14 protein-coding genes are annotated in these 14153 nt (G+C 64.2%); 6 read left to right on the top strand and 8 right to left on the bottom strand.

The window, feature by feature from the left end; genetic code table 11:
• Positions 1-29 precede the first annotated feature (29 nt).
• The 4 genes from AB4068_RS04280 to AB4068_RS04265 all read left to right on the top strand — a co-directional run bounded on the left by AB4068_RS04280 (position 30) and on the right by AB4068_RS04265 (position 3384).
• Positions 30-665, top strand: coding sequence for a LysE/ArgO family amino acid transporter (locus AB4068_RS04280; RefSeq protein WP_441432757.1), 636 nt, complete (start codon positions 30-32; stop codon positions 663-665).
• Between the two features lie 84 nt (positions 666-749).
• Positions 750-1460 carry a response regulator transcription factor gene (locus tag AB4068_RS04275; RefSeq protein ID WP_059388206.1) on the top strand — a complete coding sequence of 237 codons (711 nt, stop codon included), beginning with the start codon at positions 750-752 and terminating at the stop codon, positions 1458-1460.
• A 2-nt stretch (positions 1461-1462) separates the two neighbouring features.
• Positions 1463-2944, top strand: coding sequence for a sensor histidine kinase (locus tag AB4068_RS04270; RefSeq protein WP_332601721.1), 1482 nt, complete (start codon positions 1463-1465; stop codon positions 2942-2944).
• A gap of 149 nt (positions 2945-3093) precedes the next feature.
• Entirely contained in the window at positions 3094-3384 is a 291-nt protein-coding gene (locus tag AB4068_RS04265; protein WP_059388207.1) for a WXG100 family type VII secretion target, read from the top strand.
• 88 nt (positions 3385-3472) lie between these two features.
• Here AB4068_RS04265 and AB4068_RS04260 read toward each other — a convergent pair whose 3' ends face one another.
• The 6 genes from AB4068_RS04260 to AB4068_RS04235 form a co-directional block, all read right to left on the bottom strand.
• A complete protein-coding gene (locus tag AB4068_RS04260; protein ID WP_441432756.1) occupies positions 3473-4576 on the bottom strand; it encodes an RNase H family protein in 1104 nt (367 codons plus the stop codon).
• Positions 4577-4773: 197 nt separating this feature from the next.
• Positions 4774-6402 carry a chaperonin GroEL gene (gene groL, locus AB4068_RS04255; RefSeq protein ID WP_059388204.1) on the bottom strand — a complete coding sequence of 543 codons (1629 nt, stop codon included), beginning with the start codon at positions 6400-6402 and terminating at the stop codon, positions 4774-4776.
• Positions 6403-6698: 296 nt separating this feature from the next.
• The gene (locus AB4068_RS04250; RefSeq protein ID WP_441432755.1) at positions 6699-7955 is read right to left on the bottom strand and encodes an ABC transporter substrate-binding protein; all 1257 of its coding nucleotides are present in this window, start codon (positions 7953-7955) and stop codon (positions 6699-6701) included.
• Positions 7956-8050: 95 nt separating this feature from the next.
• Positions 8051-8254 (bottom strand): cold-shock protein, encoded by a 204-nt coding sequence (locus tag AB4068_RS04245; protein ID WP_059388209.1) that lies wholly within the window; start codon positions 8252-8254, stop codon positions 8051-8053.
• 139 nt (positions 8255-8393) lie between these two features.
• Positions 8394-9017 carry a LytR C-terminal domain-containing protein gene (locus tag AB4068_RS04240; RefSeq protein ID WP_059388210.1) on the bottom strand — a complete coding sequence of 208 codons (624 nt, stop codon included), beginning with the start codon at positions 9015-9017 and terminating at the stop codon, positions 8394-8396.
• 49 nt (positions 9018-9066) lie between these two features.
• A complete protein-coding gene (locus AB4068_RS04235) occupies positions 9067-9402 on the bottom strand; it encodes a DUF3263 domain-containing protein (RefSeq protein WP_059388211.1) in 336 nt (111 codons plus the stop codon).
• Between the two features lie 136 nt (positions 9403-9538).
• Here AB4068_RS04235 and AB4068_RS04230 point away from each other — a divergent pair, with 136 nt between their 5' ends.
• Both AB4068_RS04230 and AB4068_RS04225 read left to right on the top strand, forming a co-directional pair.
• Positions 9539-10306 (top strand): uracil-DNA glycosylase, encoded by a 768-nt coding sequence (locus tag AB4068_RS04230; RefSeq protein ID WP_284989612.1) that lies wholly within the window; start codon positions 9539-9541, stop codon positions 10304-10306.
• Positions 10307-10321: 15 nt separating this feature from the next.
• Entirely contained in the window at positions 10322-11161 is an 840-nt protein-coding gene (locus tag AB4068_RS04225; protein WP_441432754.1) for a siderophore-interacting protein, read from the top strand.
• 34 nt (positions 11162-11195) lie between these two features.
• Here AB4068_RS04225 and AB4068_RS04220 read toward each other — a convergent pair whose 3' ends face one another.
• Together AB4068_RS04220 and AB4068_RS04215 are read right to left on the bottom strand one after the other, a co-directional pair.
• Complete coding sequence (locus tag AB4068_RS04220) at positions 11196-12674, bottom strand: threonine/serine ThrE exporter family protein (RefSeq protein ID WP_441432753.1); 1479 nt, start codon at positions 12672-12674, stop codon at positions 11196-11198.
• Positions 12675-12770: 96 nt separating this feature from the next.
• Entirely contained in the window at positions 12771-13844 is a 1074-nt protein-coding gene (locus AB4068_RS04215; protein WP_284989609.1) for a lipid II:glycine glycyltransferase FemX, read from the bottom strand.
• Positions 13845-14153 lie beyond the last annotated feature (309 nt).

Below are 14153 nucleotides of genomic sequence, written 5' to 3'. Positions count from 1 at the left end.
ATGACGAAGGTGGAACTTAGCCTCGAAGAATGAACTCCCCCGACGTCTTCCACGCCGCCGGCTTGGGCCTCGGCACAGGCCTGGCCCTCATTGTCGCGATTGGCGCCCAAAATGCCTTCGTCCTCCGGCAGGGCATCCGCGGCGAGCATATCGGTGCGGTCGTTGCCGTGTGCGCCATCTCGGACGCCCTGCTCATCGCGGCCGGGGTACTCGGCACAGGCGCCCTGCTCGCCGCGGCGCCTGCCGCCGTCGTCGTTCTCCGCTATGTCGGTGCGGCATTCCTGGTGACATACGGCGTGATGGCGGCACGGCGCATCCTAAGGCCGCAAGCGCTCGTCTCCGCGGAGCCTGGACCGTCGGGGGCCGGCCGAAGCGGACTGGCGTCAGCACTGGCGACTGTCATGGCGCTGACATGGCTCAACCCCCACGTCTACCTGGACACCGTATTGCTCCTGGGATCCGTGGCGAACGCGCAAGGACCCGGGCTGCAGTGGTGGTTCGGCGCCGGAGCCATGCTGGGCAGTATCCTATGGTTCTGTTCCCTCGGCTTCGGCGCGAAACTGCTGCGCGGATTCTTTGCGCGACCGGCGTCCTGGCGGATCCTTGACGGCGGAATTGCTGTCACCATGGTGGGACTCGGCGTCGGGCTGGCTCTCGGCAGTTAGCCCGGGCCCACAACCACGACACCCCGATAATTCTCACAACAAGCGTCCAGTCAACTCCCAGAAACTGGGAGCATCATGAATGGTATGAAAAAGAACGGCCCCGAAGCCAAGCTCCTCGTCGTCGACGACGAACCCAACATCCGTGAGCTGCTCTCCACCTCGCTGCGCTTTGCTGGCTTTGAGGTCGTTGCGGCGTCGAACGGCCGCGAAGCGCTCGCTGCCGCCGATCTTCACGCCCCGGACCTCGCGGTCCTGGATGTCATGCTCCCCGACATGGACGGGTTCACTGTCACCCGCCGCCTTCGCGCCGCCGGTAAGCACTTCCCTGTCCTGTTCCTGACTGCCAAGGACGACACGGAGGACAAGGTCACGGGCCTGACCGTGGGCGGCGACGACTACGTCACCAAGCCTTTCAGCCTGGATGAAGTGGTGGCGCGGATCCGCGCCGTGCTTCGCCGCACGCAGCCGATGGAAGACGACGACGCCGTCATCCGCGTGGATGACCTGGAGCTCGACGACGACGCGCACGAGGTCCGCCGCGGCGGCACCATCATCGAGCTGTCGCCCACCGAGTTCAAGCTGCTCCGCTATCTCATGCTGAACCCCAACCGGGTGCTTTCCAAGGCGCAGATCCTGGACCACGTCTGGGAATACGACTTCAATGGCGACGCCTCGATCGTGGAGTCCTACATTTCCTACCTCCGGCGCAAGGTGGACATTGATCCGGATGCCACTGCCTTGATCCAGACCAAGCGCGGCGTCGGTTACGTATTGCGGACGGCCGAGAAGCGCTGACTTTGTTCAACCGTTGGAAGTCGGCCTCCCTCAGGTCGCAGCTGGTCGCCATCATCATGGGGCTGCTGCTCCTTGCCTTGGCCGCCACTGGCGCCGGGACGCTGACGCTCGTCAAGAGCTACCTCCAAGGGCAAGTGGATGACAAGCTCAGGGCTGCCGTCCAGATCGCCCAGCAGCAGCAATCCTTTGCCAACCTGTCTGAGGCGAGCCCCGCCGTGCCCACGGACTATTCCCTGACGCTCTACGTCCAGGGCCAGCCGCCCTATCCGTTCGGCGGAAGCAAGACGGATCGGCCGAGCATCGCCAACATCACCCCGGTTGAGGCCAAGAACCGCAATTACGCACCCTTCCAGGTGAACGGCACCGCTGGCGGCGATTGGCGTGTGGTGGCGGTCAACGTAGTGGACAACCGGACCGGGCAGAACGCGGTGGTGATCGTAGGCCTGCCGCTGTCCCCCGTGGACCGAGTCATGGAACACGCCACGCTCGTGGTGGTCGGCGTCGGACTCTTGACCCTGGTGCTCGCGTTCTTCATCGCGACATGGACCGTTGCACGTTCCTTCCGCCCCCTCGCCCGGGTTGAGAAGACGGCGGCCGCAATCGCTGCCGGTGATCTCTCGCGTCGCGTGGATATCGAGAATCCGGTCACCGAGGTCGGCCGCCTGGGCGCCTCCCTCAACGCCATGCTCGCGCACATTGAATCGTCCTTTGCGGCGCGTGCCGCCTCCGAGGCAAGGATGCGGCGATTCGCCGCCGACGCCTCCCACGAGCTGCGCACGCCTTTGGTCACCATCCGCGGCTTCTCCGAGCTTTACCGCCACGGCGCCCTTGCCACGCCGGAAGACGTGGGCACCGCCATGGGCAGGATCGAGAGCGAAGCCAAGCGCATGGGATCCATGGTGGAAGACCTGCTGCTGCTGGCCCGCCTGGACGAACAACGGCCTTTGCAGCTCAAGCCGGTGGATCTGCACCTACTGGCGAATGACGCCGTCGTAGACTCACTCGCAACGTCGGGCGAGCGGAAGATTTCGCTCACAGGGCTCGACGGCGGAGCGGCAGCGCCTGCCCCGGTCCAGGGTGACGAGGCCAAGCTTCGTCAGGTCCTGGGGAACCTGGTGGGTAACGCCTTGCGCTACACCCCCGAAGGAACGCCGATTGAGCTCGCCGTCGGGGTCCGGAACACGCCCGCCGGCCCGTTGTCCGTTCTCGAGGTGCGGGACCACGGCAGCGGCATTCCGGCCGAGGAACTGCCCCGGATTTTCGAGCGCTTTTACAGGGCGGACACTTCGCGCACGCGGGAAACGGGCGGCAGCGGGCTCGGTCTCGCGATTGTGGCTGCAATTGTCGGATCCCACCGCGGTACCGTCCGGGTCGAAGAGACCGACGGCGGCGGAGCCACCCTGGTTGTCAGCCTCCCCTTCCAGGACGAGCTGTCCGAGATGCCCGAAGATGCGGGCATCGCCGAGGCGGAGATCTCCGACTAGCAGTTTTCTATGCCTGGCGGCTTGATTGAGCGAGTTGTCCACATAGAGAGATTCGGCACTGTCCGGGCCATGTGACGGCTTCTAGGCTCGTGGTGTGGACCACAAGCCAGCCGCACCTGCGGATCTCTTTGATTGAAAGGCAACGCCCCATGAGCGTTATCTCCGTCGATACCGAACTGCTCCAGCTCAAGTCCGCCAACGTCAAGGCCACCGTGGATCGGATCAGCGCCGACGTCCAAGCGATGAAACGGGGCCTGGACGAGCTCCAAGCTACGTGGAAGGGATCAGCGGCCAACAACTTCCAGGCCCTCGTCTCGGAGTGGACGCTGACCCAGAACAAGGTGGAGGCTTCGCTGGCATCCATCAACCTCGCGCTGTCCTCCGCGGCGGCAAGCTACCTCCAAACCGAGCAGGGCAACACCCAGCGGTTCAGTTACTGACAGCTGGACCCGGGATCCCGGCGGTGCAGCCAATCCGCCGTCCCGCCGGGGTCCAACCGCTTTCCGGGGTCTGGTTGCTTCTGAGCCGCTACTTCTCCGGCGTCGACTGGTGGAAGCGCAACCGCCATCGGCCGTCGTCGAGCAACCAGATCGAGCTCCGCAATGCGGAGCCTGTGCGCCCATAACTTCTATAACTGAGCAGCATGGTGTTACTGGAGAGGCGTTCAGCGGAAATTATTTCTACTTCCGCGGTTTCCCCGGGATCGCCCTCCAACGCCATCATGAGTTCGTCCCGGGACCAGACGCGTCCGGAGCTGCCAATCTCGGTAAAGTCCGGGTGCAGCAGGATCCCTGTGCGCCCGAGGTCTCCCCTCACGTCGGGCCTCAGGAGCTCCCTCTCAAGGAGAATGACCGTTTCCTCGTCCGAGCGTCCGCCGGCCTGGCCAAGGACCCCTTCGTCGTCACCAGCGAACAAAGTGGGCTCGATGAACGTCTCCTGCTCCATGAACGCCCCCGCCGCGTTCGGCAAGGACGACCCGGTTGAGAGGTCCTGACCGCCGAACAACGTGAGGTCTTCATCCTGGGCATCCGAGTCGTCGTGGTCGTCGTCGAAAAGCGAGGGCGCCTCCATAGGCGCTGTACGGGCTGACGACGTGCGGGCTGACGGCGTGCCGACTGATGGTGTGCCGACTGACAGCGTGCGGGACAAGGACCGTGCGGCTTCAGCTCCCGGATAGCCCGGCCCGGCAGGCGCGGCTATTCCCTGCTGGAACGCTGTGGCGACCGCACGCGCGCGATCGTCGGCCGCCTCGTTGAGGTCGTGGCCGGCATGGCCTTTGACCCACTCGAACGAGTACTTGCGGCCGACAATAGCCTGGTCGATGTCCTTGAGGAGATCGACGTTCAAGACGGGCTTCCCGTCCGCTTTGCGCCAGCCCTTGCGCTTCCATCCCGGCATCCACTTGGTGATGCAATTGATGACGTACTGGCTGTCGCAGAGAATCTTCAGCTCTTCATCGGGAACATGTGCCGTGGACCGGAAGAAGTCCAGCACCGCCATGAGCTCGCCCTGGTTGTTGGTTCCGTGCGGCCACCCCCCGGCCCTCCAGCAAGAGTCGTTCACGTACCAGGCCCAACCGGCAGGCCCGGGATTGCCGAGGGCAGAACCATCGGCGGCAGCAATAATCGTCATGGTTTCCATCCTGCCAGACCACCCCGACACTCCTTGACCCCAGAAGTGAGCGGGCGTCCGCCCAAAACCCGACATACGTGAGCGAGCGTCCGCCCAAAACCCGACATACGTGAGCGAGCGTCGTTAAACGGCGACGACGGCCCCCACCCGAAGTGGGGACCGCCGTCGTGCGTGTGGCTGGTGGGCTACAGCGGGGGCTAGAAGCCGCCCATGCCGCCCATGTCGTCGCCGCCACCCATAGACGGAGCGTTCTTCTCCGGCTTGTCGGCAACAACGGCCTCGGTGGTCAGGAACAGACCAGCGATGGAGGCAGCGTTCTGGAGAGCCGAGCGGGTGACCTTTACGGGGTCGTTGACGCCGGCAGCCAGCAGGTCCTCGTAAACGCCGGTTGCAGCGTTCAGGCCGTGGCCCGACGGCAGGCCGCGGACCTTGTCGATGACAACGCCCGGCTCAAGGCCGGCGTTGTAAGCGATCTGCTTGAGCGGAGCGTCGATGGCAACGCGGACGATGTTGGCGCCCGTTGCTTCGTCGCCTTCGAGCTGCAGGTTGGCGAATGCCTTGGCACCGGCCTGGATGAGGGCAACGCCACCACCGGCGACGATGCCTTCTTCAACGGCAGCCTTCGCGTTGCGGACTGCGTCCTCAATGCGGTGCTTGCGCTCCTTGAGCTCTACCTCGGTTGCGGCACCGGCCTTGATGACTGCAACGCCACCGGCCAGCTTGGCCAGGCGCTCCTGCAGCTTCTCGCGGTCGTAGTCGGAATCGGAGTTCTCGATCTCGGCACGGATCTGCGCCACGCGGCCGGCGATGGCGTCGGCGTCGCCGGCACCTTCGACGATGGTGGTCTCGTCCTTGGTGACAACAACCTTGCGGGCGTTGCCGAGCAGTTCGAGGGTTGCGTTCTCGAGGCTGAGGCCGACCTCCGAGGAGATGACCTGGCCACCGGTGAGGATCGCGATGTCGGCGAGCTGTGCCTTGCGGCGGTCACCGAAGCCCGGAGCCTTGACGGCAACGGACTTGAAGGTGCCACGGATCTTGTTGACGATCAGGGTGGCCAGGGCCTCGCCCTCGATGTCTTCGGCGATGATCAGCAGCGGCTTGTTGGACTGCATGACCTTCTCCAGGACCGCAACGAGTTCCTTCACGTTGGAGATCTTGGAGTTGACGATCAGGATGTACGGGTCTTCGAGGACCGTTTCCTGGCGCTCTGCGTCGGTGACGAAGTAAGCGGAGATGTAACCCTTGTCGAAGCGCATGCCTTCGGTGAGCTCAAGCTCCAGGCCGAAGGTGTTGGATTCCTCGACCGTGATGACGCCTTCCTTGCCAACCTTGTCCAGGGCTTCAGCAATGAGGTTACCGATTTCGGTGTCGCCGGCAGAGATGGAAGCCGTGGCTGCGATCTCTTCCTTGGTCTCGATCTCCTTGGCGGAGGCGAGCAGCTCACGGATGACGGCGTCAACAGCCTTCTCGATGCCGCGCTTGAGGGACAGCGGGTCGGCGCCGGCAGCTACGTTGCGCAGGCCTTCCTTGACGAGAGCCTGGGCCAGGACGGTGGCGGTGGTGGTGCCGTCGCCAGCGACGTCGTCCGTCTTCTTGGCAACTTCCTTGACCAGCTCGGCGCCGATCTTCTCGTAAGGATCGTCCAGCTCGATCTCCTTGGCGATGGAAACACCATCGTTGGTGATCGTGGGGGCGCCCCACTTCTTTTCGAGGACGACGTTGCGTCCACGCGGGCCGAGGGTGACCTTGACGGCGTCGGCGAGGATGTTCAGACCCCGCTCGAGACCGCGGCGTGCCTCTTCATCAAATGCAATGATCTTGGCCATAACGGCGGTAGTCCTTTCGGGACAGTCGTTAAGAAGGTGCCTTCACTGCGGTGCCCGCGACGGACGATCCTTCACATTCGGCCTCTGTACGCCGCGTGCTCCGGATCTCACCCCAGCAAGGTTTTCTTTGTTCCCCCAGGCACCGCCACCATTTCCATACGGCCGGAGCCGTGAAGGATTAGCAGTCAATGCCTGAGAGTGCTAATCAATAATTAGCACTCACCCGAGGAGAGTGCAAGCAGGAAGAGCCGGAAACTACTCGCCACGCCCAGGGAATTCGCTACGGGCACAAGCCGTCACGGAGTCCGGGAGGCCGTCTCTTTGCCACTGACCCGCGCAGTGTTGTCAGCCCCGTAGGTGAAGACCATGTAATTGGACGAGGTAACGTCCCCGTTGGCGTCGAACCCGATGGTGCCGGACTCGCCGTCGTAATCCGGGAGCTTGGCCCCCTTCAGCACCTCGACGCAGTCCTTGTATGAGGCACAAGACGTACGTTCTTTCGTTGCCGCATCGCCCGACGCCGGACGCACTCCGCCGGACACAGTGGTGAGCCAGGCCGCGATCGAGCCTCCCGCATCGTCGCCCGCCGTTGAGGCGGCAAGCGCCGCGAGGGTGACGGCGTCGTACGTCTCGGCAGCGTAGGTCGTGTCCTTGAGCTTGGGGTCGATGCCCGTCAGCTCGGCTTGGAACTCCGCACTCGGGAAGACGCCCGGAAGAATTCCCCGCGCGCCGTCGAGGCCCCCTGCACCGAGCGCGGTTCCGTATTGGCGGATCGCGCCGTCGCTCAAGATCAGGCTCTTGCCGCTCAGCCCCGCATTCAGGAGCTCAGCCAGGGCGCCTTGGGCGCCATCACGGGCAACCACGACGACGGCGTCCGGCGTACCGGACTTGATGCCCGCCGCGGCGGGAGCTGCTTTGCCTGCCGCGAATTCCGCGTTGGACACGGCGTCCATTCCGAGGCCGCGGGCAGCGTCCATGACCGCTCCCGAGACGCGCGTACCGTAATCCCCGGCTTCGTGGAGGACCGAAATGCGCTTGGCGCCGGCGTCGCGGGCAAGCTTCGCCAGGACGCTGCCCTGTGCGGCATCAGCGGCAGACGTGCGGAAGTAGAAGCCGCCATTCTTGTAGCTGCTCAGCCCCGACGCCGTGTTCGCCGGCGAGATGAGCGGAATCCGGGCGGGAGAGAGCACATCGATCGCGGCGGGCGCATGGCTCGAATCGCTCGGCCCCACGACGACGTCTGCGTGGGCGGACAACAACGCCTTGGCTTGTGCCGCAGTGTCGGCAGAGAAGGCCGCCGCGCCGGCCCCTTGGCTAGCGCCACCGCCTTCACCGGCCGCCGACGCCGGTAGCAAGTCGACGGGACGGCCCTTGTATCCGCCGGCGTCGTTGATTTGTTTGACAGCCAACTTGGCGGCAGCCAGTTCGGACTCGTTGAGGAATGCGGAACCACCGGTATTGTCCAGGATCACGCCGATGCGCAGGACGCCGTCGCCGCTTGGGGTAACGGAGCTCAGTCTGGCGTTGCCGACGGGGGCGGAACATCCGGCCACTCCAAGGGCCAAGGCTGCCGAAGCTGCAAGCAGATAAACTACCCGGGACCGGCGCGCTCCGAGGGGCCAGGACAGCCCTGTTGCCGCAACACCCACTAGATAAGCCGCACGCTTTCTGCCTGCGGGCCCTTCTGGCCCTCGCCCAGTTCGAAGTCGACGCGTTGTCCTTCTTCGAGCGCACGGAAGCCATCCATCTGGATGGCGGACCAATGCACAAAGATGTCGTCACCGGACTCATCCACGGTGATGAATCCGTAGCCCTTTTCGGCATTGAACCATTTGACGGTTCCCAAAGCCATGATCCCCACACTTTCAACTAGCAGTGGCCGGCTTCCGGGATCTCCGGGCCAGCTCACAACTACTGTAACCACAGTCACGTTGCCGTAGCGCAACCTTGGGTGCGGGTGGCCGCAATGTTATTGAGGCGTAACCGAGTTGCTATTTGTAACCGGGGCCCAGAACCACAACCACGGGCTGCTGGAACTCCGCGCTGTCCACGAGGTTGGAAATGCCCAGCAATTTGCCGAGGGCTTCGGCATTGCCCTTCTGCGCCGCGCCTTTGTAGAAGACCGACGACGTCTGCTGGGGCATGCCGCCCCAATTTGCGACAGTGGACAACGGCCATCCTCCGCCTTGCACCATGCCGGCCACACGCGCAGCCAGGCCACCGGTGGTGGTGCCGTTGTAGACCGCTACTGCCGCCGTCTTGTCCAATGGCGCCGTCGTGGGGGTCGGCGTCGGCGTGCTGGACGGAGTGTCGCCCGGGCTCGGCTGGGTAGACGGCTGGCTGGATGCCTGCGCAGAGCTGTTCGCCGAAGGTGGCGCCGCGGCGCTTTGCTTGGAAGTGTCAGCGGTGACGACGGCTTGCGGCGTCGTCGACGAGGTGAAGCCAAGCTTCGGAAGGATCAGGAAGGCAACGAGTCCTACAGCAAGTGCGATGCCGCCCAGCAGCAGCACCGGCCACAGGGCCGGCCGGGAAGCAGACGCGACGAGCCTGTGGACACCTTGCCGCGATGAGCTCTGCGGGACACGGTCGAATTCATCCCGGGCAAATTTGGTCATGGTGAAGCCTTGTCCTTGCTGCTTGCTGGCTGGGGGATCAGCGGGTGCTCTATGCGTCGGAACCGAGACGGCGCGCTGTGCGGGCCCTCTGACGTGACATACGTAGTCTACGCAATCTCTTGACCAGCATAGGATCGTGCGCCAATGCTTCCTCGGTGTCTATGAGGGCATTGAGCAGCTGATAGTAGTGGGTCGCGGAGAGATCGAAGAGTTCCCGGACGGCCTGTTCCTTGGCCCCGGCGTACTTCCACCATTGCCTCTCCAGGGCGAGCATCTGCTGTTCACGCTCGCCGAGCGGCGAATCACTGCGGAGTCCGGCGGACAGGTCTTCGAGCACCAATCCAGTTGCTTCGGACGCCATGGGTTCCCGTGCGGGTTCTGCCACGACACACTCCTTCGACGCATTGACTGAAAAATGTCCCCCGCCCATGGTAACGGGCGAATAACACCGATGTCATTTGCCCCGCCGCCTTGAGGGCCGGCGCTTTCCCCCGGACCGCGAGGACAGGGACAATGGCTGGGTGGCAGGCGAAGAAGCGTTATTTGAGCTTGAATCCGAAGATCACTCCGCCGGGTTCGAGGCACTACCCGGAATGGCCTTGGAGGATCTCATGGCGCCGGACTGGGCGGGCGCGCTCTCCGGCATCGAGGACGAGTTGCGCTCGGTGCTCGCCTTCGTGGCGGCCGAGGCCGGCCGCGGAGCGCACGTGCTGCCTGCGGCGTCCAACATACTTCGTGCCTTCCGGCAGCCGCTGGCCGACGTGAAGGTGCTGATCCTGGGCCAGGACCCCTACCCGACGCCGGGACACGCCGTCGGGCTCTCTTTCGCGGTTTCCGGACAAACACGGCCCATCCCCCGCAGCCTCTCGAACATCTACCGGGAGATGGAAACCGATCTCGGGCTCCCGCCGCGGGTCCACGGCGATCTTTCGGCCTGGACGGGCCAAGGAGTACTCCTCCTGAACAGGGTGCTCAGCGTCGCGGCCGGTGCTGCCGGCTCGCACCGGGGCAAAGGCTGGGAGGCCATCACGACGGCGGCGGTCACCGCCGTCGCCCGCCGACGAAATGCTGCCGGGCAGCAGAGTCCGCTCGTCGCGATCCTGTGGGGCAAGGACGCTGAAGCCGTACAGCCGCTGCTTGAAGGCGCCCCCGTGATCTCCTCCGCCCATCCCAGCCCGCTCTCCGCGTCGCGGGGCTTCTTCGGCTCTCGCCCGTTCAGCCGCGCCAACGCCCTGCTCCGGATGCAAGGCGCGGATCCCGTCATCTGGGAGCTTCCACCGCTGCCCTAGCTTAGGCTTGCCTACATGACATCTTTGCCCGCCACGTCGTCTGCATCCCGCAATACCCGCCCCCAAGTGAACCTGACTGTGCTGCGCACGGAACAGCTGTCGCCCCACATGGTGCGGATCATTGCTGGTGGACCCGGATTTGCCGGTTATGCGAACAACGGCTTCGTGGACCGATATGTGAAGATCGTGTTCCCGCAGCCCGGCGTCGAGTATGAGTTGCCGCTGGATCTGTGGGCCATCCGCGAGACCATGCCGCGCGAACAATGGCCGTACACCCGCACCTACACCGTCCGTTGGGTGGACGAAGCTGCGCAGGAACTGGCAATCGACTTCGTGGTCCACGGCGACGAAGGCCTTGCAGGCCCATGGGCCCTGGCGGCCCAGCCCGGGGACACGCTTGTCTTCACGGGCCCCGGCGGCGCCTACAACCCGGCGCCCGACGCCGACTGGTACCTTTTCGCCGGCGACGACGCCGCGCTCCCGGCGATTGCCGCCGCGATCGAATCCCTGCCGGCCGACGCGAAGGGCCATGCTTTCCTCGAGGTCGATAGCGACGCGGACATCCTTGATGTCGCCGCTCCCGAGGGCGTGGAGATGCGCTGGCTCCTTCGCTCCGGAGTCCCGGCCGGATCAAGCTCGATCCTGCTCGATGCCTTGGGCGAAGCCGAGTGGCTGCCCGGACGCGTAGACGTGTTTGCGCACGGTGAACGCGGCTACATGAAGGGCCTGCGCGACATCTTCTTCAAGCAGCGTGGGCTCGAGCGGTCCCAGGTATCGCTTTCCGGATACTGGGCCCAGGGGCGTGTGGAGGACGATTTCCAGGCGGAGAAGAAACTCCCTATCGGGCAGATCTAGCGGTCCTTACCGCTTGGCGGCCCAGCGGACGCGGCTAGCGCCGGCGCACGCGGCGGCGCTCGTTGCTGGCCAGTCCCTTGGTCAGTGGCCGGGCAAGGTTGTCCCCCAGCACGATTCCTGCGGCCACACCCAGCACGATTGCTCCGGCGTTGAGCATGCCTCCCGAACCCACCAGTACATCTGCTTCTTGCACCGTCAATACATACATGGAACGGAATATCTTCAGGCCCGGGAGCAGGATGAGGGCGGCCGGGACGGCGACCACGAGCTGCGGGGCTCCGAGCTTGAGCGCCACCATCCGCGCGAGCAGGCCGATGACCACGGCGGAAATCGCCGGCGAGAGCCGGTCTCCGAAGCCAAGGCTGGAAGCCCCCCACAAGACGAAGTAACCCACCAAACCCACTGCCGCCGTCGGGAGCAGAAGTTTGAGCAGGGTCTGTTCGGTGATGCCGATGGCAATCACGGCTACGGCTATCAGGATGGCTTGGCCCCACAATGGATACGCCTCGGGGAATGTTTGCGTGACGTCGATCGCGACGCTGCCGATGAGGTCACCCACAACTACCGCGACGGCGATGCCCGCAACGATCGCGCCGAAGGTCAGGATCGTGGACAGGAATCGTCCGGCCGCAGTCACGGGGAATCCGTTGATGGCGTCTTGCACGGAAGAGACGAGCCGCCCGGTTGGCAACAGCAGGAGAATGCCGCCCGCCACGACGATGGACGGCGGGATGTCCGCCCCGGTCCAGTGGAGCATGAGCGCGATGAACGTGACCAGGAAGGAGCAGGCCGCTGTCACGAAGAAGTCGGGCGTGCGCCACTTGCCCAATTGCCGGGCCACGAGATTGACAAGCATGTTGGAGACGAAAGCCAGGGCGGAAGCGCCAAGTCCCCCGCCCAGGACTCCGACGAAGACAGCAGAGAAGACGCCGAACGCCATGGTGACCATCCACCGTGGGAAGGGCTTGCTGCTGCGGATAATGTCATCCAGCCGGTTCACCGCTTCCGACCTGCCTACACCGCCAGCCACGATATCCGTGACGAGTTGGTGCACCTGGGCCAGGCCTGCGTAGTTGTTGGTCCAGGAGCGAACAACCCGGAGCAGTGTGATGGGGGTCTGGTCCTTGGGCGCATAGTTGAGCGCGACCGACTGGTTGGTGATGTCCACTTCGATGTTCTTCAAGCCGAGCGCAGCCGTGACCGCGATGATGCTGGTCTCCACTTCCAGGGCACCTGCCCCGTAGCGGAACATCGTTTCGGCCATATGCAGGGCGAAGTCGATGGTCTTGCGGGCCGAAGCGTCAACACCGCCCACATGGATGATGGGGTTGGCGTAGGGACTACCCGCCAGGCGGTCGACGATGCTCATGGGGGCAGTGGGAGGGTTCTCCCCCTGCACCAGCCTGCGAAGCATGCGCTTGGCGTTGACATTCTGGCGCACCTGGGATGGCTTGAGCGGCTGCGTCTTGGGCAAGCCATCCGTGTTGGGCCTGTTGTCGGGGCGGTCAGTCACGCGGGTGTTCCTCCAAAGGGCGTGGTTCCTCCATATGCGGGGTAGTGCAACATGCGGTAGGCGGGGTGGCGCTGCGAGCCTTCTGGAACTGCTGGCCTAGTAGAACTGTTGACCCGTGCGACGGGTGTAGATCTGCCGTGCGATACGTTCGCCCGCAGCAGTCCAGAGCTTGTACTTCAGCGGGCTGATGACTTGGTCATAGCAGCCGACGAAGTCGGTGACGGTCTTGCTGAAGCTGGTCTTGAACAGGCCAAGTCCGTGGAACGGGTGCGAGGTGTCTTTGAGCCGGTCCGCGGGCGGAGTGCCGCAGAAATCGTACTCCGTGCAACCCAGTTCCTTGACCTGGTTGATGGCCGTCCACTGGACCAAATGCGAATCGCCGTACTGCGCGCGCTTCTGCAGCGATCCGCCGTCCTTGTAGGTGCCTTTCCGGCCATAGTTGATGACGAAGGCTCCGACCGATGGCACACCGTTTTCAAAGACAAAGAGGAGCCTGCCCTGGCCACGCTCGATGAAGTTGGTCCAGAACTGGCGATAGTACCCGAATTCACGGACCCGCACTTGGGACTTCGCCTCAACCGTGTTAGTCATCAGCGCATACATCGAACGGAAGTTCTCTTCCGTGGGTTCCATGGTGTGCACTTCAACGCCTTCGCGGATGGCCCGGCGAACGGCGTTGCGGCCGCGGGAATGCAGGTTGCGCAGCAACTGGTTCTCCTCGGGAGAGATGTCCAGCAGGGCTGTGGAGTCGTTCGGCTGCAGGTTGGGGGTCTTGACCACTCCGGTGGCCTCGATCGCGTCCCGGGCTTCGCCACTGAGGACAATGTCCGGCTCGATCTTAACGGCGAAAACCCCGAGCTTGTCCCGCTTCACGAATTCCCGGTTTGCCTTGATGATCCCCGGAATGTCCTCGACGCCGGCAACGTCGGGGCCTTTGATGAGGTACCAGAGCTTGCCGAGCAGTGGAAAGCTCTTCTCCAGGACCAGGTTGTAGCTGCTGTAGTCCGCGGTCTCGTAGACGAGATGCAAGGGCTTCCAGCCAAAGTGTTGCTTCACGTCCGCGAAGGCCTCGGATTGGAGGAGGTTGCCGCCGTTGGGGTTGGCCGTGACGTGTTTGTCCCAGTGTTCGATTTCCTCGGCGGTGGCAAAGCGTGCGGTAAATTCTCGCAAGGGGGCCGTGTCCAATCAGTTGCGTACGTGAGGCAGCAGGCACCGGTGTGCGGCGCAGGCGTTCAGCTCCAAGTCTATCGGCCCTCTGCTATTTCCCCCGCTCATGGATACACGATGGCACTGGGGACGGACACTAGACAGAAAATAGCTGGGCTCGCCAACCCCGACCCATCAGCGGTGACGGACGCACAAGCCGGGCTGCGGTCCTTCGGGTAGGAGCGCATCGCGGTCGCAAGGTCGCTCAGCGACCGTAGGGGCGCTTATGCGACGTGTCTAAGCGACGGCGAAGGGCCGTCGCCCGGTGAAGCC

This window comes from Arthrobacter sp. 2RAF22 (assembly GCF_052115325.1).
Taxonomy (GTDB): Bacteria; Actinomycetota; Actinomycetes; order Actinomycetales; family Micrococcaceae; genus Arthrobacter.
Note: the sequence above shows the minus strand (reverse complement) of the source record. Positions and strands in the feature narration are given on the sequence as shown.

Excerpts from the sequence above, each read along its gene's own strand:
- AB4068_RS04280 (WP_441432757.1), top strand. The coding sequence starts at position 30 with ATGAACTCCCCCGACGTCTTCCACGCCGCCGGCTTGGGCCTCGGCACA.
- AB4068_RS04275 (WP_059388206.1), top strand. The coding sequence starts at position 750 with ATGAAAAAGAACGGCCCCGAAGCCAAGCTCCTCGTCGTCGACGACGAA.
- AB4068_RS04265 (WP_059388207.1), top strand. The coding sequence starts at position 3,094 with ATGAGCGTTATCTCCGTCGATACCGAACTGCTCCAGCTCAAGTCCGCC.
- AB4068_RS04260 (WP_441432756.1), bottom strand. The coding sequence starts at position 4,576 with ATGACGATTATTGCTGCCGCCGATGGTTCTGCCCTCGGCAATCCCGGG.
- groL (WP_059388204.1), bottom strand. The coding sequence starts at position 6,402 with ATGGCCAAGATCATTGCATTTGATGAAGAGGCACGCCGCGGTCTCGAG.
- AB4068_RS04245 (WP_059388209.1), bottom strand. The coding sequence starts at position 8,254 with ATGGCTTTGGGAACCGTCAAATGGTTCAATGCCGAAAAGGGCTACGGA.
- AB4068_RS04240 (WP_059388210.1), bottom strand. The coding sequence starts at position 9,017 with ATGACCAAATTTGCCCGGGATGAATTCGACCGTGTCCCGCAGAGCTCA.
- AB4068_RS04225 (WP_441432754.1), top strand. The coding sequence starts at position 10,322 with ATGACATCTTTGCCCGCCACGTCGTCTGCATCCCGCAATACCCGCCCC.